The sequence below is a fragment of the Microlunatus parietis genome (assembly GCF_013407955.1).
GTDB classification, from domain to species: Bacteria; Actinomycetota; Actinomycetes; order Propionibacteriales; family Propionibacteriaceae; genus Microlunatus; species Microlunatus parietis.
On the sequence record NZ_JACCBU010000001.1, the window covers coordinates 5,911,372 to 5,930,481 of the forward strand.

A 19,110-nucleotide genomic window follows, 5' to 3' on the forward strand; every position below is an offset into this window, starting at 1 on the left:
ATGAACGACAGGAAGCCGGCCGACCTGCCGGACCACCTGCGCCACTTCATCGGCGGCAAGCCCGTGGACAGCGTCGACGGCGGCACGTTCGAGGTGCTGGACCCGATGACCAACGAGGCCTACCTGACCGCGGGCGCCGGTCAGGCCGAGGACGTCGACCGCGCCGTCGGCGCCGCCCGGTCCGCCTTCACCGACGGGCCGTGGCCCGGGATGGTCGCCCGGCAACGCGCCACGATCCTGAACAAGATCGCCGACGCCGTCGCGGCCCAAGATCAACGACTCGCCGCCTGGGAGACGTACGACACTGGCCTGCCGATCACCCAGGCCCTCGGCCAGGCCCAGCGGGCCGCCGAGAACTTCCGCTTCTTCGCCGACCTGATCGTGGCCCAGTCCGAAGACAGCTATCAGGTGCCGGGCCGCCAGCTGAACTACGTGCACCGCAAGCCGGTCGGCGTGGCCGGCTTGATCACGCCCTGGAACACGCCGTTCATGCTGGAGAGCTGGAAGCTCGCCCCGGCCCTGGCGGCCGGCTGCACCGTGGTGCTGAAGCCGGCCGAGTTCACGCCGCTGTCGGCCAGCCTGTGGCCCGAGATCTTCGCCGAGGCAGGCGTTCCCGACGGTGTCTTCAACCTGGTCAACGGGATCGGCGAGCAGGCCGGCGACGCCCTGGTCGCGCACCCGGACGTGCCGTTGATCTCGTTCACCGGCGAGTCCGCTACGGGACAAACGATCTTCGCCCGCGCCGCGCCGATGCTGAAGGGGCTGTCGATGGAGCTGGGCGGCAAGTCACCGGCGATCGTGTTCGCCGACGCGGATCTCGACGCGGCGCTCGATTCGACCCTGTTCGGCGTGTTCTCGCTGAACGGCGAACGCTGCACGGCCGGCAGCCGGATCCTCGTCGAGCGCCCGATCTACGACGAGTTCTGCGCCGCATACGCCGAGCGGGCGAGCAAGATCATCGTCGGTGACCCGAGTGACCCGGCGACCGAGGTCGGCACCCTGGTGCACCCGGAGCACTGCGCCAAGGTCCTGTCCTATGTCGAGCTGGGCCGGACCGAGGGCCGGCTGCTGGCCGGCGGCGGCCGGCCGCCCGGACTTGATCAAGGAAACTTCGTCGCCCCGACCGTCTTCGCCGACGTGGCTCCGGAGGCCCGGATCTTCACCGAGGAGATCTTCGGGCCGGTGGTCACGCTGACCCCGTTCGACACCGAGGCCGACGCGCTGCGGCTGGCCAACGCCGTCAAGTACGGCCTGGCCGCCTACCTGTGGACCAGCGATCTCGAGCGCGGCCACAACCTCGCGCACCGGATCGAGGCCGGCATGGTCTGGCTGAACTCGCACAACGTGCGTGACCTGCGAACCCCGTTCGGCGGCGTCAAGGCGTCCGGGCTCGGGCAGGAGGGGGGCAGGCGGTCACTCGACTTCTACAGTCACCAGCAGGCCGTCCACGTCAGCCTCGGTCCCGCGCACACCCCGCGGTTCGGAGCCCGATCATGATCAACACCGCCATGATCAACACCGCCCCGGACATCCTGCGCTGCGGGTACGTCGAGCTGGTCGTCTCCGATCTTGCCGCGGCCCGCGAGTTCTACGTCGACCTGCTCGGGCTGGTGATCACCAAGGAGACGCCGGACACGCTCTACCTGCGCACGCTGGAGGAGTTCATCCACCACAACCTGGTGCTGCGGGCCGGCCCGGTCCCGGCCGCGGCGGCGATCGCCTTCCGGGTCCGTACCCCCGAGGATGTCGATCTTGCCGAGGCCCACTACCGCGACCTCGGCTGCCCGACCCGGCGCGCGGCCGGCGGCTTCGTGGACGGGGTCGGCGACGCGGTCCGGGTGGTCGACCCGCTCGGATTCCCGTACGAGTTCTTCCACCAGGTCGAGCACGTCGAGCGGCTGACCTGGCGCTACGACCTGCACCGGACCGGCTCCCTCGCCCGGCTCGATCACGTCAACCAGGTGACACCCGACCTGCCGGCCGGAATCGCTTATCTGGAAGGGATCGGCTTCCGGGTCACCGAGGACATCCGGGACTCCGACGGGGTCACCTATGCGGCCTGGCTGCGCCGCAAGCCGACCGTGCACGACGTCGCCCTGACCGGCGGCGACGGTCCGCGGCTGCACCACGTCGCGTTCGCCGCGCACGAGTCGCACCAGATCCTGGCCGTCTGCGACCGGCTCGGCGCACTGCGCCGCTCCGACTGCATCGAGCGCGGACCGGGCCGGCACGGCGTCTCCAACGCGTTCTATCTCTATCTGCGGGATCCGGACGGGCATCGGGTCGAGCTCTACACGCAGGACTACTACACCGGTGACCCGGACAACCCGGTCGTCACCTGGGACGTCCACGACAACCAGCGCCGCGACTGGTGGGGCAACCCGGTCGTGCCCAGCTGGTACGCCGAGGCCTCCGCCGTCCTCGACCTGGACGGCAACCCGGTGCCGAACCGGCCGCGCGCCGACCCCGCCGAGGCCGCGGTCACGATCGGCGCGGACGGCTTCTCCTACACCAGGGCCGAGGGGGAGGAGCGCGGCTTCAAACTGGGCGACCAGGTCTGACTCCGGCCGGCTCTCCCGCTCGGATGACTCAGCGCACCGCGCCGGTCCGCCCTTCGTGATCATCCTCGGCCGGCAGCGAGCACTCCACGCCGGTCCAGTCCGCGTCCAGCAGTTCCGGGGGCAACTCCGGCAACAGCTCGTCCTGCCAGGGAACCGAGGTGTACCTGTCGGTCAGATAGTGCTCGAGCATCGTCTGAAATGCGTCGATCGCCTCCGCCCGGGTGTCGCACGGGGACCGCGTGATCCAGCCACGCCGGCTGGTTCCGCCGACCTGCAGGAAGACGCGGTCGTACAGCACCAGCATGACGAATTTCGTGCCGAACAAGCCGCGGCGTTCGACCCGGGCTGTCCGGTGGAACCGGATCAATTCACCGCCATTCTCCATGGCTGGACGGTAATCGGAAATCGGTGTGAGGGTGGCAGAACCGGTCGCCGGCCTGACCGTGCCCGGACCCCACGTTCGTTCACCTTCCGTTCGGCGGGCGGGGCTTTGCTGTGCCGTACCACTGAACTCGGGAGGATCACGTGCGCTGGAAGAACCTGCTCGCAGCAACCGTTGCGCTCGCCACTGTCGCCCTCGGCGGCGCCCTGGCCCCGCCGCAGCCCGCGGCGGCCCAGTACGGACCGCCGTCCGGCGGCGTCTGCTCGGCCGACGCGCGGTTGCTCGGCTTCAGCGACAGCCTGGACAAGACCACCTACGAGGGCCAGCCGGTCGCCGGGCTGTCCGCCCTCTCCCTGACCAGGCCGGGTCACGCCCTCGCGCTGGTCGACAACGTCGCGACCACGCCGGCCCGGGTGTTCGGGCTGGAGCTCGACGCCCGCCGCGGCAAGCCGGAGGTCGAGGTGGAGAGCCTGACGATCCTGCGGCGCGCGGACGGCACACCGTATACGGGGGCCGACTTCGACGGCGAGGGTCTGGTCGTGGAGCGTGGCGGCCGGTCAATCCTGGCCAGCTCGGAGCGGGAGCCGTCGATCCGGCGGTTCCGGCTGGCCGACGGCAAGGAGACGGCCTCGCTGGCGGTACCGGAGCGGTTCCGAGTCGCGCCCGCCGGTGAGGCGGCGACGAACGCCACCTTCGAGGCGCTGGCCGCGAGCCGCGACGGCCGCACGCTGTTCGCGGGCATGGAGGGGCCGCTGGCCGCGGACGGCACGGACGCCGACGGCCGCTCGCGGAACCGCATCCTCGAGTACGCCGGCAAGCCGGGCCGGGACTACCGGGTCGCGGCCCAGTACGGCTACCGCACCGATCCCGGGCTGTCCCTGGTCGAGCTCGCCGTCGCGGACCGGGACCAACTCGTCGCACTGGAGCGCGGCTACACGCCGGGCGTCGGCAACACGATCAAGGTGTTCACTGTCTCGCTGCGGCGGGCCACCGACGTCACCGACCGGGCCTCGCTGGCCGACGCCCCGGACCGGACGTACCTGAAGAAGGACCTCCTGTTCGACCTGGCCGAGTGCCCGCCGTCGGGCGCCGTCGCGAAGCAGCCGCAGCCCAACCCGCTGCTGGACAACGTCGAGGGGATGGCGCTCGGCGGCTGGCTGCCGGGCCGCGGCCGGCAGCTGTACCTGATCTCCGACGACAACTCGGGCGCCAGCCAGATCACCCGCTTCTACTCGCTCGCGGTCGACCTGCGTTAGGGCCCTAAGCTGACCGGGTGGATCCAACACTCATCTGGTACGTGGTCGGCGGCATCCTGCTGGCGGCGGTGGTCATCGTCGGTTTCGTCGCGGTCGGCCGGCGGTCGGCCCTGCGCCGGGGCCGGGACCGGGCCGAGCTCCCGAGCGAGTCCACGACCGGCGGTACCGTCACGGCGCCGCCGGAGGACGAGACGGAGGTCGTCGAGCGGCCCAAGGCCGCGCCACCGGAGCCCACGACCGCTGAGCCGGCCGAGACGGCCGAGCCGGCGGTGGCCGAGCCGGTCGCTCCGGAGGTGGAGCGGCCGGAGCCGCGGCAGAGCCGGCTGGCCCGGCTGCGCCGGCGGCTGGCCGGATCGAGCAATGCGCTCAGCCGCGGCCTGCTCACGTTGCTGTCCCGGGACCGGATCGACGAGGAGACCTGGGAGGACTTCGAGGACACGCTGCTCACCTCCGACCTCGGCGTCGGCCCGACCACCGAGCTGGTGGAGACGCTGCAGACCCGGTTCCGGGTGGACGGCATCTCCGACCCGCACCAGGCCCGTGGGATCCTTCGCGAGGAGTTGATCAAGTTGGTCGACCCGTCGCTGGACCGCAGCCTGGCCACCCAGCGCGGCGAGACGCCGGCCGTGGTGCTCGTGGTCGGGGTCAACGGGACCGGCAAGACGACCACGGTCGGCAAGCTGGCCCGGGTGCTGGTCGCCGAGGACAACGATGTACTGCTCGGTGCCGTCGACACGTTCCGCGCGGCCGCCGCGGACCAGCTGCAGACCTGGGGCGACCGGGTGGGCGTTCCGACGGTACGGGGAGCGGAGGGCGCCGATCCGGCCAGCGTCGCGTTCGAGGCGGTCCAGGCCGGCATCGAGCAGGAGGTCGACACGGTGCTGATCGACACCGCCGGCCGGCTGCACACCAAGGCCGGTCTGATGGACGAGCTGGGCAAGGTGAAACGAGTCATCGAGCGGCAGGCACCGGTCACCGAGGTGCTGCTGGTGCTGGACGCGACCACCGGCCAGAACGGGCTCACCCAGGCCCGGATCTTCGCCGAGGTGGTCGACGTGACGGGGATCGTACTGACCAAGCTGGACGGCTCGGCCAAGGGCGGCATCGTGATCCAGGTGCAACGCGAGCTCGGCGTACCGGTCAAGCTGGTCGGCCTCGGCGAGGGCGCCGACGACCTGGCCCCGTTCGAGCCTGAATCGTTCGTCGACGCTCTGCTGGAGACCCCGGCCGCCGCTGCATAGTCACGCGGAAGCCTGCCGCCGAGGACCTTTGGCGACAACCCAGGCGAATCGATGGGCCGCGGCACTCCGGGCAGTATCGTCAGGCCATGGTCAGCGGCCCAGCGTGGGCGGCGGTCAAGCGGGGGAGCGATCCCCCGAATTCGAGGAAGAACTCGGTCGGATCAGCCGGCAGCTCGGCCAGCTGGCACGTGATCTGACCGCACTGCAGGCGAGGCATGCGCGGGCTGCGGGTCCCGCCGAGCCCCGCGATGCGGGCCGGGACGCCTTCCCGCCGCCGCATCCCGGCCTGCCGGGCCAACCGCACGCCGTCCCAACAAGCCCACCGACGTCGGCAGGGTCCGGGCCGGGCCAGTACGCGTGGGCTCCGCCGGATCAGACCCGGCCGGCCGCAGGTACGGGATCGCCGACCTCGCCCCAGCCGGGCCAACCCCAGCACTTTCCGCTCGGGCCGTTCCCGCCCGGCCAGGTTCCGCCCGGGCAGCTTCCGCCGCTGATCCCGCCGCTCCGGCCGCCCTGGGGGCGGCGCGAGGGGATCGTGGCTCGGCTGCTCACGATCGCGGGCTCGCTGGTGCTGCTGGTCGGGATCGCGTTCCTGCTGGTGCTGGCGATCCAGGCCGGCCTGTTCGGACCGGTGCCGCGGGTGATCACCGGCTCGGCCGTCTCGGCCGCCCTGATCGGTACCGCCCTGCTGCTGCGGCGCCGGCTGCCGACCAACCCGGGCCCGATCGCGCTGGCCGCCTGCGGCATCGCGGGCGGCTATCTTGTGGTCGTCGCGGTGGCGTCGATCTACGCCTGGGTGCCGTTCTACGTCGGGCTGGCGATGGCCACCCTGCTGGCCGTGCTCGGCTGCCTGCTGGCGCACCGCTGGAACAGCCAGACGCTCGCGGTGATCGTTCTGGTCGGCGTGATCCTGCTCGCCCCTGGCGTCGGGTTGGACCGGCCGTGGACGGCGGCCGCCCTGCTGGTGCTGCTGTCCGGCGTGATCACGTTGCTGCAGCTGGATCGGCGCTGGCCCGTCGTGCACTGCGTCCGGGTGGCGCCGACGGCCCTCGTGTTGATCACGTTGGCCGGCACCCGGTGGACCCAGGAGAACTTCGACATCACCTGGTTCGGTGCGGCCCTGACGACCCTGTTCGCGCTGCTCGTGGTCGCGGTGGAGTACGTGCTGCTCCGCTGCCACGGCGATCACCCCGGCCTCGGGACGATCTCGTCGATCATGATCGGGATCGCCCTGCTGACCCCCATGATCGCGGTACGGGTGCTGCTGGAGGACGTCCGGGCCGACGTCTGGCTGCTGGCGCTCGCCGTGGTCTGGTGCGGGTTCGCCGTCCTGCTCCGTACCCCCGGGCGCCGAGCTGTCTTGATCAGCGGCGCAGCGCTGACCGCGGCCGTCGGCGTGGCCGGGTTCGATCAGGTCGGCCTGGTCGGCGCAACGTTCATGATCATCGCGGCGACACTGCTGGCGCTCGGCGGCGCCGGAGTGGACCGGGTCGTCGGCTGGGTCGGCGTCGGCGCCGGCCTGGACGCCTTCCTGTTCTACCTGGCCGTCCTGCCGGGGCTGGTGATCACCGACAGCGCCCTGCCGACTGTGTGGGACCTGTCCGCCTCCTGTGCGGGCGTCCTGGCCGCGGTCGCCGCGGGATCCTTCGTACGCCGCGTGGCGAGCCACTCCGACGTGCGCGCGCCGATGGCCGTGGTCTGGGTCTGTGCCATGATCACCGGCACCGGAGTCCTGGTGATCACCGGCCGGATCGTCGGCGCCGCCCTCGGTGATCGTCAACTGGGCTTCCTGATCGGGCATGCGGCGGCGACGTTCGGGTTGATGATCGTCGCCAGCTGGTTGCTGCTGCGCAGCCTGGCCAGGGTAGGCCGGGGCCTGGTCGGCGGTTTGATCACCGCGGGCGTCGCCGTCGCCAAGTTGCTGATCTTCGATCTGGCCACCCTCGACGGGATGATCAGAGTACTCGCGTTCGTGGCCACCGGGGTGGTGTTACTGGCACTTGGAACGTTTTACGCAAGGGCATGGAGCGCCGCCCGCTCGGGGTCCGGATGATCATCACCGGCGTGTCGTGTGGCGTTTCTCACTCGGTGAGCGGGCCCGGCGCGGGCGCGGACCTTATCTTCCGGGCCTGTGCAAGGTCCACCGTTGGTAACAATTGCTCAATTCGTCAATCGATTTTATGCAGGATCGTTCTGAGGGGGTAAGAATGGGCCTCAAGGGGCAGCCCTCTTGCGGGACTGCCCTTCGCCGTACCCTGACGAAGATTCAGCAACGATGGAGGACCAATGATGGCTTCCCAGCACTCTCGCCGTAGCTTCCTCTACGGCTCCGCTCTGCTGGCCGGTGCGGCGGCCCTGAGCGCCTGTTCGCCCGGTGGTGGCGGAACCAGTCCTGGTGGTGGCACCGACCAGAGTCCCGGCGGCTCGGACGCGGTCGGATCCTTCACCGAGGTGTTGCCCAAGCCGGAGAAGTTCCAGCAGGCGCCGAACATCGACAGCAGCCTGCCGCCGGTGGAGGAGCGGCTGCCGGAGAACCCGTACGTGGTCCCGCACAAGTGGATCCAGCCGGGCAAGTACGGCGGCGTCATGAACATGCAGGTCCTGGCGACCCAGGGCGCGATCAAGGCGGAGTCGGACCGGAACTTCTTCTACGGCCACTCGCCGCTGCGCTGGCTCAACGACGGCAAGGACGTCGGCCCGGGCCTGGTCGAGAAGTGGGAGTCCAACGACGACGCGTCGGAGTGGACGTTCTTCTTCCGGAAGGGCCTGAAGTGGTCCGACGGCGAGCCGTTCAAGATCGACGACATCCTGTTCTGGTGGGAGGAGTTCATCCTCGAGCAGAAGATGGCCCAGACCCCGCCCGACGAGGCCCGCTCCGGCAAGGGCACGCTGGCCGAGTTCACCAAGGTCGACGACTCCACGCTGAAGATGACCTTCGACGCCCCGGCACCGCTGACCGCGGACCGGATGGCCATGTGGGTGAACGGCAACATCGGCAAGAACGGGCCGATCTGGATCATGCCGAGCCACTACCTGAAGCAGTTCCATCCCAAGTACGGCAAGAACGTCCCGGAGAACTGGGACACGGTCGGCGGCCTGATGGAGTCCAAGGGCGACTGGCACCGCAACCCGGACTGCCCGACGCTGATCGGCTACAAGTGCAAGTCGTTCGACAACGCCCGCGGCGTGGTGCTGGAACGGAATCCGTACTACTGGGCCGTGATGCCCAACGGCGACCAGCTGCCGTACCTCGACGAGATCCAGATCAACGCCGTCACCGATCCGGAGGCCGGCAAGCTCCAGGTGCAGCAGGGCGCGGTCGATTTCTGCAACGGCAACTACAACCAGATCTCGCTGAACGACGTCCAGGGCCTGCGCGACTCCGCCGAGCGCGCGAACACCGAGATCATCCTCTGGGACAGCGGTTCGGGTACCGGCTCGATCTTCTTCTTCAACTACGACTACTCCGAGAAGGAACTGCGCGACGTCATTCGGATGCCGAAGTTCCGGCAGGCGATCTCGCACGCGTTCAACCGCGACGCGGTCCGCAAGTCGGTCTACTTCAACACCGGCGAGCCGACCACCGGCACGTTGAGCCCGAAGGCGATCGAGTATTCGATCAACGACACCGGCAAGAAGGCCTACACCGACTGGCGGGACGCCTACGTCGCGTACGACCCGGAGAAGGCGAAGGCCCTGCTGGAAGAGATCGGGATCAAGGACTCCGACGGTGACGGGATGCGCGAGCTGCCGAACGGCAAGAAGCTCACGCTCCGGCTGGACACCACGGCCGACTCCTCCCAGGAGCACAAGACCAAGGACAACCAGCTGGTCGCCGACCTGAAGGCCATCGGGCTCGAGATGCAGATCAACCCGATCGCCCCGCAGACGTACGACGACCGGTGGAAGACCGGCAAGCTGATGGGGCACAGCAACTGGGAGGTCGGCGACGGACCGAACCACCTGGTGTACCCGCAGTGGATGGTGCCGATCGAATACACCCGCTGGGCGCCCCTGGAGGGTCAGTGGTACCAGCAGCTCGGCACCAAGACGGCCGGCACCGAGCTGGACAAGGACCCGTGGGAGCGGACGCCGCCGCGGATGGAGCCGGAGGCCGACGGCCCGATCAAGAAGCTCTGGGACCTGTACGACCAGAGCAAGGTCGAGCCGGACGAGACCAAGCGGCACCAGTTGGTCTGGGACATGATCAAGATCCACATCTCCGACGGCCCGTTCTTCATGGGTTCGGTGGCGAACTACCCGCAGGTGATGATCGTCAAGAAGGACCTGCGGAACGTGCCGAAGCGGGAGAACCTCGCCCAGGGCGGCGCGGTCAACCCGTGGATCCACCCGACGCCGGCGGTCTATGACGCGGAGACCTGGTTCTGGGAGGACCCGACCCAGCACGCCTGATCCGAGTGTTGATCATGACCGGACGAGCCTGACTGGGAGGGCACCGACGTGTTCATCTTCGTTCTCCGGCGGCTGATCTACGCGGTATTCACGCTGGCCGTGATATCGCTGGTCGCCTTCTTCATCATCGAGTTGGCGCCGGGTTCGGCGATCACCGACGAGATCTCCCGGCTGCGAGCCCAGGGCAACAACGTCTCCGATCAGATGGTGGCGGCCATGGAGGAGCAGTACGGGATCAACGACCCGTTCTTCGTGAAGTACGGGAAGTGGGCGCAGGGCTTCTTCACCGGCGACTTCGGCCAGTCGTTCGCGTTCCGGCAGCCGGTGAGCGATCTGATCTGGAGCCGGCTGGGCCTGTCGGTGGCGTTGTCGCTCGGCGCGCTCATCGTCGCCTGGGTGATCGCGATCCCGGTCGGCGTCTACTCCGCGACCCACCGGTACAACCTGCCGGACAACGTGATCACCGTGATCCAGTTCGTCGGCGTCGCGGTGCCGGAGTTCCTGCTGGCCCTGGGGGTGATGAGCGTGGCCAGCGCGTCCGGGATGGACGTCGGAGGGCTCAACTCCAACGAGTACCGCAACGCCCCGTTCAGCCTGGCGAAATTCCTCGACATGCTGGCCCACATGTGGATGCCGCTGGTCGTGATCGCCGTGGCCAGCACGGCCTGGCTGTCCCGGGTGATGCGGGCCAACCTGTTCGACGTGCTCGGCCAGCAGTACATCCAGACGGCCCGGGCCAAGGGCGTCGCCGAACGCCTCGTGATCTGGAAGCACGCGGTACGCAACGCGCTGCATCCGCTGGTGATGACCTTCGGCACGACTCTCTCGGCCTTGATCTCCGGTGAGGCGATCATCTCGATCGTCTTCGGCCTGCCGACGACGGGCCAGGCGCTGCTGCAGTCGCTGATCGTCAAGGACACCTACGTGGCGGCAACGCTGCTGGTCCTGCTGTCGGCGCTGCTGGTCGTCGGCAACCTGATCTCCGACATCGCGCTGACCATCATCGACCCGCGGGTCAAGGCGACGGACTAGGGGGAAGCCATGACGGGAACACTTCAGCTTGCCGAGTCCAGTTCCGAGGGCGGCGCCGAGGGCATGTCCGGCTCGCCGGACAGCAAGGTCGGTGAGATTCCGCAGTGGCGGTTGATGGTGCGCCGGTTCCGGCGCAGCAAACTGGCCGTCATCAGCGTGATCATCCTGCTGTTCATGTATCTGGTGGCGGCGTTCGCCCCCTTCCTCTCGCCGAACGATCCGCAGGAGGTCAGCCCGGACTTCAAGTACGCGTCGCCCAGCGCCTGGACGCTCAACGGCGGTCCGGGGATCTGCCGGGTCACCCAGGAGATCGACCCGGTCAACATCTCGACGACGTACGTGACGAACTGCGACGACCCGATCCGGATCAACCTCTTCGGCCAGGGCTGGGAGTACAAGCTGTTCGGCGTCATTCCGGCCGACCGGCACCTGTTCACGGTCGACGAGAGCCAGGGCCGGGTGGTGGTGTTCGGCGCCGACGGCAACGGCCGGGACGTCTTCAGCCGGACCCTGCACGGATCCCAGATCTCGATGACGATCGGCCTGCTCGGCGTCGCGATCGCGACCGTGCTGGGGGCGGTGATCGGGACGATCTCCGGCTACGCCGGCGGCGTGACGGACAACATCATCCAGCGGATCATCGAGATCATCATGTCGATCCCGACGCTGCCGCTGTGGGCCACCATGGCCGCGGTGCTGCCGTTGGACATGCCGGTGACGGACCGCTACTTCATGATGACGATCATCCTGTCCCTGGTCACCTGGACCGGTCTGGCCAGACAGGTCCGCGGCAAGGTGATGGGGTACGCCCACGCCGACTACGTCGCGGCGGCCCGCTCCGCGGGATCGTCGGGGTTCCGCATCGTCGGGACCCACCTGATGCCGAACGCGACCAGCCACATCGTCGCCGTGGCCATGCTGTCCATCCCGGCCACGATCCTGGCCGAGACCTCGCTGTCCTTCATCGGCATCGGGATGCTCGAACCGGCGATCAGCTGGGGCGTGCTGCTCAAGGACGCGTCCCGGATCGACGTACTGCAGCAGTTCCCGTGGCTGCTGGTCCCGGGTCTCGCGGTGATCATCGTGATCACCTGTTTCCAACTCCTCGGTGACGGTGTCCGCGATGCCGTCGATCCGTACAGCTGACCGAGAGAAGGCAGGAGCCAACGTGACTTCAACGGAGAACGGCAACAGCGACGCGATCATCTCCGTCCGCGATCTGCGGGTGCAGTTTCCCACCACGCTCGGCGTCGTCAACGCCCTGAACGGCGTCAGTTTCGACATCCCGCGGGGCAAGGTGGTCGGCATCGTCGGGGAGAGCGGCAGTGGCAAGAGCGTGACCGCGCGAGCGATCATGCAGATCCTCGAGCCGCCGGGCAAGATCACCGAGGGGTCGATCGACTTCCGCCGCAGCGCCGACGGGCAACAGGTCTCGCAGATGCTGGTCGGCGAGGACGTCGACCTCGGCTCGGCGGAGACCGCGTCGGGCGGGGTCGAGATCACCAAGCTCGACCCGCGCAGCTCCGCGATGCGTGCGCTGCGCGGGAACGAGATCGCGATGATCTTCCAGGAGCCGATGACCTCGCTCAACCCGGTGTACACCGTCGGGTCGCAGATCGAGGAGGCCATCCTGCTGCACCAGACGCCGGACAAGCAGGTGGCCAAGGAGCAGGCGGTCGAGATGCTGCGCCAGGTCGGCATGCCGAACCCGGAGCGGATCGCGAGGTCGTACCCACACGAGCTGTCCGGCGGCATGCGGCAGCGGGCCATGATCGCGATGGCGCTGTCCTGTCATCCGTCGCTGTTGATCGCGGACGAGCCGACCACGGCGCTGGACGTCACGACCGAGGCCCAGATCCTTTCCCTGATGCGCAAGCTGAAGTCCGAGATCGGGATGTCGATCATGTTCATCACGCACAGCATGGGCGTGGTCGCCCAGCTGTGCGACGAGGTGATGGTCATGTATCTCGGCCGGGTGGTCGAGCGGGCCTCGGTGGACGAGATCTTCTACAACCCGAAGCATCCCTACACGAAGGCGCTGCTGCGGTCGATCCCGCGGATCGGGTCGGCCGAGCATCAGCCGCTCGAGGTGATCAAGGGCTCCATCCCGGACCCGTACACGACGGTGACCGGCTGTGCGTTCCACCCGCGTTGCCCGGCCTTCATCGGTGATGTCTGCGTCGACGTCATCCCGGAGGAGACGCTGCTCGCGGGCCCGACGACGCACGGGGTGCGCTGTCACCTCTATTCCGACCAGACGGCCGGCGCGCCCGAGCCCGCGAGCACCGGAGGTGCCCGATGACCGAAGCGGAGACCGCGCAGCGACCGGTGACCGACGAACCGCTGCTGGAGGTCATCGACCTCAAGAAACACTTCCCGATCAAGGGCGGCCTGCTGCGCCGTACGGTCGGCGAGGTCAAGGCGGTCGACGGCGTGAACCTCACTGTCAACCGCGGCGAGACGCTCGCCGTGGTCGGCGAGTCGGGCTGCGGCAAGAGCACCACGGGCCGCACCATCCTGCGGCTGGAGCAGCCGACCGACGGCCAGGTGATCTTCCACGATTCTGAGCTCGGCGCGGTGAACGTGGAGAGCGCGGACCGCCGCACGATGGAGCGGATCCGGCCGAAGATGCAGATCATCTTCCAGGATCCGTTCGCCTCGCTCGATTCCCGGATGACGGTCGGCCGGGTGATCGCCGAACCGCTGCTGATCAACAAGGTGCTGAAGGGCCAGGCGCTGCGCGACCGGGTGGCCGAGCTGCTGAAGCTGGTCGGCCTGCGGCCGGAGCACGCCAGCCGCTACCCGCACGCGTTCTCCGGCGGCCAGCGGCAGCGGATCGGGATCGCCCGGGCGATCGCACTGAACCCGGAGTTGATCATCTGCGACGAGCCCGTCTCCGCGCTCGACGTGTCGGTGCAGGCCCAGGTGATCAACCTGCTGGAGGACCTGCAGGACCGGCTCAAGCTGACCTACATGTTCATCTCGCACGACCTGTCCGTGGTGGAGCACATCTCGGACCGGGTGGCGGTGATGTACGTCGGCCGGGTGGTCGAGACCGGCACCACCCGGGAGCTGTTCTACAAGCCCAAGCACCCGTACACGGAGGCCCTGCTGTCGGCGCTGCCGCAGCCGGACCCGCGGAACCGGACCGAGGCGGTGCCGCTGACCGGCGACGTGCCGAGCCCGGCCAACCCGCCGTCGGGCTGCTACTTCCACACCCGCTGCCCGTACGCACAGGAGATCTGCTCCACGGAGACGCCGCCGCTGCGCGACATCCCGGACGAGACGGCGGGGCCGGGCGTCACTCGCCAGGCGGCCTGTCACTTCGCCGAGCAGCTCGACCTGAAGGGGGCGCTGGTACCTTCGGCGGAGACCGCCGGCGGAACAGCCGAGGCACGATGAAGGAGCCCGAGGCATGAAGGAGCACGGTGTGATGACGGGTGAGCCCAAGATCAGGACCGGACGGCCGCAGTTCACCGGGATCACCACGTACGACGATCCCCAGGGACGGTTCGCCTTCCGCCACCCGTGGGGTTGGCACCGGTCCGAGTTGGAGGGCCGGGACGGCGTGATCGTGCGGCCCGAGGCCGATGATCAGGCCACCTATTTCGCGGTGGCGGTCACGCCGCTGGAGGTCAGCGTGGTGGCGGCCGACCTGCCGACGCTCCGGGAGGGTTTCGAGGCGGGGCTGGGTGAGCTCGCCGACGTCGAGGTCGAGGCGGCCGACGACCAGACCTACAACGACATCGTCAAGATCGAACGAACCTTCACGTTCACCGAGGACGGGCAGCGGCGGAAGCGCCGGATCTGGGCGATGCACGCCGACAAGTGGCAGTTCCTGGTCGCCTATCAGGGCTCCACGGTGGAGGAGTACCACTACTGGCTGCCGATGGGTAACTACTGCTTCACCGCGTTCACCCTGCCGCAGGCCCTCTGGTTCGCCACCGACCCCGAGCTCCGCGGCGGCCCGCCCGCTGACGGCGACCCCGCCAACCCGTAGCAAGCGGTGCGGCCCAGGATCTGCGTCGTACAGCACCCGACCTCATCGACTGGACCCAAAGGGCAGCTCCCGGGCACGTTTGGTTGCCCTTAGCGTCCGCTCGATGTCGGACACGATCGAGCCGGGGCCGCGAACGACGCGCCGGGCTCTTCGGGAACCGCGGCCCGCAAGGTCACTCGGCGGCCCGGCGGCGGTGATCCCTCAAGTGGCGCAGAATTGCGTCTCGACCACTCCGTCAGGGGCTGGGCGCTGAGCCGCACGTCCTCGCCGGTGACCCTTCTGCTGAACACCCGGGCGTCGACCGGGCCGGGCGACTGGGCCTGGGTGCGGCCCCTGACTCGACGAAGCCGTGCCGAGCGGACGCTTCACCCGCGATTTCGCTCCAATCCACCGGACCCCCGATCCGCCGGACAAGGAGTCCACTCGGCGTGCCGCCAAGGGAACGACTGGCCTGCGGCTGAGTTGCTCTCTCGGTCGACCTCACGTCGGTGGGGTTGTCGACACTCCCGCGCCCGCACCGCCTGCGCCGGTGAAGCCGATCGAGGTCAGGCCGAACCTTCGAGCAGGGCGGGCAGGTCGGCGACGCTGGGCAGTAGGTGGGTGTGCCGGTGCCGGCCCAGTTCGGCCGCGCCGTACTCACCGGTGAGGACGCCGATCACCAGGGCGGCGCGGGCGTTGCTGCCGGCGCCGAGGTCGTTCGGCGTGTCCCCGACCGCGGCGACCTCGGCCAGGTCGCGGACCCCGGTCGCCTCCATCGCCCGGAAGATCAGGTACGGGGCCGGTCGGCTGGCCGGGACCTGATCACTGGTGATCACCGCGTCGATCTCCTCGCCGACCCGCCAGCCGATCCCGGCCAAGATCGTTTCGGCGATCTTGGCCGAGTAGCCGGTCTGCAGGGCGATCCGGATTCCCGCGGCGCGCAGCCGGGCGAGCGCCTCGGGCACCCCGGGCAGCGGCACCGGCGGCGTGTCCTGATACGTGGTCAGCAGTTGATCATGAAAGTCGCAGTAGAGACGGTCCAGTTCGGCGGCGTCGACCGGTGCGCCGAGGTCGGCCAGCAGCCCGGCCAGCGCGGCCCGCTTGTCGGTGCCGGTCCAGCGGACCATGATCGGGTCCGGTGGCTGCGCGCCGACCCGTTGCGCCACCGTGTTGCGCAGCGCCGCATACACCGCGCCGCCGTCGTCGATGGTGGTCCCGGCCATGTCCAGCGCGGCCAACCTGATCATGAGGAAGTCTCCTTGAGGATTCGGAAATCGGCACCCGCGCCGTTCGGGGCCGGGCGCTCGTTGTCGATGGTGAAGGTCACCCGGTCCGGGCGGTAGCGGTCGTCGGCGGACTCCAGCGGCGTGCCATGACTGTCCCGAGCGCAGCGACGCTCGCGGAGCAGCGGAGAACCGACCGGTACGTCGAGCAGCTCGGCGTCGGTCTCGTCGGCGGCGACGGCGTCGATCGTATGCCGGGCACGACGCAGGTCCACCCCCTGACGGGACAGGTAGGCATAGATCGAGCCGCTGTCGGGGTCCCAGTCGAACAGCAGCCGGCCGACCGGTTCGACGAAGCTGCTCCGCTCCAGCAGCGCCGGCTCGCCGTCCATCGTCCGTTGCCGCAACACCTCGACCACGGGCTTCCCGGGATCGAGACCGAGCACGTCGGCGGTCACCGCGTCGGCGCCGCGGCGGGCGACCTCGATCGTCCGCTGGCCCGGGACCCGGCCGAGCTGCCTGGCCCACGCCGTGAACGACATGAACGTCTCGAACGGCTGGCCCAGGGCGGGCGTCCGGACCACCGGTTGTTTGCCCTGGCCGCCACCGATCATGCCCTCGTGCCGCAGCGTGCCGAGCGCCTGCCGGACGGTGCCCCGGGAGGCTCCGAACTCCTCGCAGAACTGGGCCTCCGATGGCAGCGGGGTCCCCACCGGATAGGTGCCTCGGCTGATCCGGAGCCGCAGCTCCTCGGCCACGCGGAGATAGAGGGGTTGGCTCACGACTCTGACTATACAAGTACGTCATCCGGTGCCGAGCTGTCGCCGATGAACAGTACGGAAAGCCTGGTTAATGGTCGGTTAACTTGTTTAGACAAGCTGCCGGATTCGATTGACTCGATCTTCCGGAGCGGGCACGTTTGCTGTCATGGAGAGCAACGAGTACGGATCGGGCCACAGTGAATCGGGCCACAGCGACCTGCTGATCGTGGGGGCCGGCATCGTCGGCCTGGCCCACGCCGTGGCGGCCGCGGAGCGCGGCCTCCGGGTGACGGTGCTGGAGCGCGACGAACGGGCCGTCGGCGCTTCGATCCGCAACTTCGGCCACATCTGCCTGACCGCCCAGTCGGGCCGGGCCCTCGACTACGGATTGGCCGGCCGGCAGCGGTGGATCGACCTGGCCGCGAAGGCCGGTTTCTGGCTCCGCGAGTGTGGCACCGTCGTGGTCGCCCGGGCCGCGGACGAGTTCGCGGTCCTGGAGGAGTTCGCCGAACGTCGCGGCGGTGATCAGGTACGGCTGCTGGACCGGGCCGAGGTCGCCGGCCGGCTGCCGCTGCTGGACCCGGCCACCGTCGGCGGCGCCTGGTTGCCGCTGGATCTTCGGGTCGACCCGCGCCAGGCCGTGCCGGCCCTCGCCGCCTGGCTGGCCGCCGAGGGGGTCCGGTTCCACTGGGGCGCCCAGGTGCAGCAGGTCGCCGACGGCGAGGTGATCAGCACCGCCGGCCGGTTCACTGCCGACCGGGTGATCATCGCCGTCGGCCATGACGTCGACCGGCTTGCCCCCTCCGCCGCTGCCGAGGTCGAACTCCGCCGCTGCCTGCTGCAGATGCTCGAGGTCTGCCCGGACACCCCGGTGCCGGTCGACCCTGCCGTGCTCAGCGGGCTCTCCATGCTCCGGTACTCCGGCCTGGCCGACTGCACGGCCGCGACGGCCGTCCGGCAGCGGTTCCAGGAGCAGCGGCCGGACCTGCTCGACCTCGCGATGAACCTGATGTACACCCAGCGTCCCGACGGGAACCTGGTGATCGGCGACTCCCATGCCTATGCCCGGACCCACCTGCCCTTCGACGAGGAGGGCACCGCGGAGCTGATCATCGCCGAGGCGCGCCGGCTGCTCGGCACCGACCGGCTGACGGTACGGCGTCGCTGGCGCGGCGTCTACGCGTCCTCCGACCACACCGACTTCTTGATCACCGACCTCGACCCGGCCACCCGGGTCGTCTCGGTGACCTCCGGCATCGGCATGACGACGGCCTTCGGGCTGGCGGCCGATGCCCTGACGACCTAGCCACCCAGGGAGAACTCATGATCAACACGACCCGTCCGCCATCCCGACCGCGAACCCTGACCAAGATCATCGCCGCCGGCATGCTCGTGCTCGGCCTGATCGCGACCGGCGCCTGCTCCGGCGCCGCCACGTCCGCCGCCGAGTCGCCGACCTGCCCCGGCGGCAAGATCAGGTTCGGCGTCGAGCCGTTCGAGGACCCGGCCAAGCTCGTGCCGGCGTACCAGGTGCTGGCCGGGGCCCTCGGCGAGAAGTTGAACTGCCCGGTCGAACTCCAGGTGGTGCAGGACTACTCGGCCGAGGTGCTGGCGATGCAGAACGGCAATCTCGAGCTCGCCCAGTTCGGCCCGCTCGGCTACGTCTTCGCCAGCCAGCGCGCCAACGCCGAGCCGATCGCCTCCTTCGCCGACGCGTCGGGCACCCTGAGCACGTACACGGCGGGCATCTGGGTGCCGAAGGACTCGGCGATCACGGACGTCGCCGGTCTGGCCGGGCACAGCCTGGCCCTCTCCGACCCGGGCTCCACCTCCGGCGACGCGCTGCCCCGGCAGGCGCTGACCGAGGCCGGCGTCATCGACCAGGTGAAGGTCGACTACGCCGGCGGCCACCCCGAGGCGCTGCTGGCGCTGATCAACGGGAAGGTGGACGCGGCGGAGATCAACTCCCAGCAGTTGGCCACGGCGACGAAGGAGGGCACGTTCGACCAGCAGGCGTACCGGCGGATCTGGACCTCCGCCGAGATCCCGAACGACCCGATCACGGTCGCCGGTGATCTTGACCCGGCCTTCAAGGACGCCGTTCGTACGGCGCTGCTCGAGTTGCCGACCGACAAGGTGGCCGAGGTCGGTGCGTTCCTGGACGTGGAGCCGGGCCCGATGGTCGAGGTGACCGAGGAGACCTATCGGCCGCTGTTCGAGCTCGCCGAGACGCTCGGCCTGACCGAAGCGGATGTCTGAACC

Annotated in this window: 16 protein-coding genes; 13 read left to right on the top strand and 3 right to left on the bottom strand. The window is 69.3% G+C overall.

Annotated elements, in window-relative coordinates; genetic code table 11:
- Entirely contained in the window at window positions 1–1,497 is a 1,497-nt protein-coding gene (gene hpaE / locus BKA15_RS28510; protein ID WP_179756730.1) for a 5-carboxymethyl-2-hydroxymuconate semialdehyde dehydrogenase, read from the top strand.
- Window positions 1,494–2,561 carry a 3,4-dihydroxyphenylacetate 2,3-dioxygenase gene (gene hpaD / locus BKA15_RS28515; protein WP_218871613.1) on the top strand — a complete coding sequence of 356 codons (1,068 nt, stop codon included), beginning with the start codon at window positions 1,494–1,496 and terminating at the stop codon, window positions 2,559–2,561. The genes hpaE and hpaD overlap by 4 nt, the downstream gene beginning before the upstream one ends.
- Window positions 2,562–2,589: 28 nt before the next feature.
- On the opposite strand, the gene BKA15_RS28520 is transcribed toward hpaD, so the two are convergent.
- Complete coding sequence (locus BKA15_RS28520) at window positions 2,590–2,946, bottom strand: hypothetical protein (RefSeq protein ID WP_179756732.1); 357 nt, start codon at window positions 2,944–2,946, stop codon at window positions 2,590–2,592.
- 140 nt (window positions 2,947–3,086) lie between these two features.
- Between BKA15_RS28520 and BKA15_RS28525 the strand changes: the two genes are divergently transcribed.
- From BKA15_RS28525 to BKA15_RS28565, 9 genes are all read left to right on the top strand, one after another.
- The gene (locus BKA15_RS28525; protein WP_179756735.1) at window positions 3,087–4,199 is read left to right on the top strand and encodes an esterase-like activity of phytase family protein; all 1,113 of its coding nucleotides are present in this window, start codon (window positions 3,087–3,089) and stop codon (window positions 4,197–4,199) included.
- A gap of 17 nt (window positions 4,200–4,216) precedes the next feature.
- The gene (gene ftsY / locus BKA15_RS28530; protein WP_179756737.1) at window positions 4,217–5,440 is read left to right on the top strand and encodes a signal recognition particle-docking protein FtsY; all 1,224 of its coding nucleotides are present in this window, start codon (window positions 4,217–4,219) and stop codon (window positions 5,438–5,440) included.
- Window positions 5,441–5,975: 535 nt separating this feature from the next.
- Complete coding sequence (locus BKA15_RS28535) at window positions 5,976–7,493, top strand: DUF2339 domain-containing protein (RefSeq protein WP_179756739.1); 1,518 nt, start codon at window positions 5,976–5,978, stop codon at window positions 7,491–7,493.
- 233 nt (window positions 7,494–7,726) lie between these two features.
- Window positions 7,727–9,853: an ABC transporter substrate-binding protein gene (locus BKA15_RS28540; protein ID WP_312879467.1), complete on the top strand. Its 2,127-nt coding sequence runs from the start codon at window positions 7,727–7,729 to the stop codon at window positions 9,851–9,853.
- Window positions 9,854–9,901: 48 nt separating this feature from the next.
- Entirely contained in the window at window positions 9,902–10,885 is a 984-nt protein-coding gene (locus BKA15_RS28545; protein ID WP_179756741.1) for an ABC transporter permease, read from the top strand.
- Window positions 10,886–10,894: 9 nt separating this feature from the next.
- Window positions 10,895–12,031 (top strand): ABC transporter permease, encoded by a 1,137-nt coding sequence (locus BKA15_RS28550; RefSeq protein WP_246322442.1) that lies wholly within the window; start codon window positions 10,895–10,897, stop codon window positions 12,029–12,031.
- A 22-nt stretch (window positions 12,032–12,053) separates the two neighbouring features.
- Complete coding sequence (locus BKA15_RS28555) at window positions 12,054–13,187, top strand: ABC transporter ATP-binding protein (protein ID WP_312879468.1); 1,134 nt, start codon at window positions 12,054–12,056, stop codon at window positions 13,185–13,187.
- The gene (locus BKA15_RS28560) at window positions 13,184–14,287 is read left to right on the top strand and encodes an ABC transporter ATP-binding protein (protein ID WP_179756745.1); all 1,104 of its coding nucleotides are present in this window, start codon (window positions 13,184–13,186) and stop codon (window positions 14,285–14,287) included. Before BKA15_RS28555 ends, BKA15_RS28560 begins: the two co-directional genes overlap by 4 nt.
- Before the next feature lie 13 nt (window positions 14,288–14,300).
- Complete coding sequence (locus BKA15_RS28565; protein WP_179756747.1) at window positions 14,301–14,885, top strand: hypothetical protein; 585 nt, start codon at window positions 14,301–14,303, stop codon at window positions 14,883–14,885.
- 545 nt (window positions 14,886–15,430) lie between these two features.
- Here the strand turns inward: BKA15_RS28565 and BKA15_RS28570 are convergent.
- Both BKA15_RS28570 and BKA15_RS28575 read right to left on the bottom strand, forming a co-directional pair.
- The gene (locus BKA15_RS28570; RefSeq protein WP_179756749.1) at window positions 15,431–16,111 is read right to left on the bottom strand and encodes a phosphonatase-like hydrolase; all 681 of its coding nucleotides are present in this window, start codon (window positions 16,109–16,111) and stop codon (window positions 15,431–15,433) included.
- On the bottom strand, window positions 16,108–16,869 hold the full coding sequence (locus tag BKA15_RS28575) for a GntR family transcriptional regulator (RefSeq protein WP_179756751.1): 762 nt from the start codon (window positions 16,867–16,869) through the stop codon (window positions 16,108–16,110). The genes BKA15_RS28570 and BKA15_RS28575 overlap by 4 nt, the downstream gene beginning before the upstream one ends.
- A 145-nt stretch (window positions 16,870–17,014) precedes the next feature.
- On the opposite strand from BKA15_RS28575, the gene BKA15_RS28580 reads away from it, so the two are divergent.
- The gene (locus BKA15_RS28580) at window positions 17,015–18,154 is read left to right on the top strand and encodes a TIGR03364 family FAD-dependent oxidoreductase (protein WP_179756753.1); all 1,140 of its coding nucleotides are present in this window, start codon (window positions 17,015–17,017) and stop codon (window positions 18,152–18,154) included.
- Window positions 18,155–18,171: 17 nt separating this feature from the next.
- Window positions 18,172–19,107 carry a phosphate/phosphite/phosphonate ABC transporter substrate-binding protein gene (locus tag BKA15_RS28585; protein ID WP_218871614.1) on the top strand — a complete coding sequence of 312 codons (936 nt, stop codon included), beginning with the start codon at window positions 18,172–18,174 and terminating at the stop codon, window positions 19,105–19,107.
- Window positions 19,108–19,110: the final 3 nt, after the last annotated feature.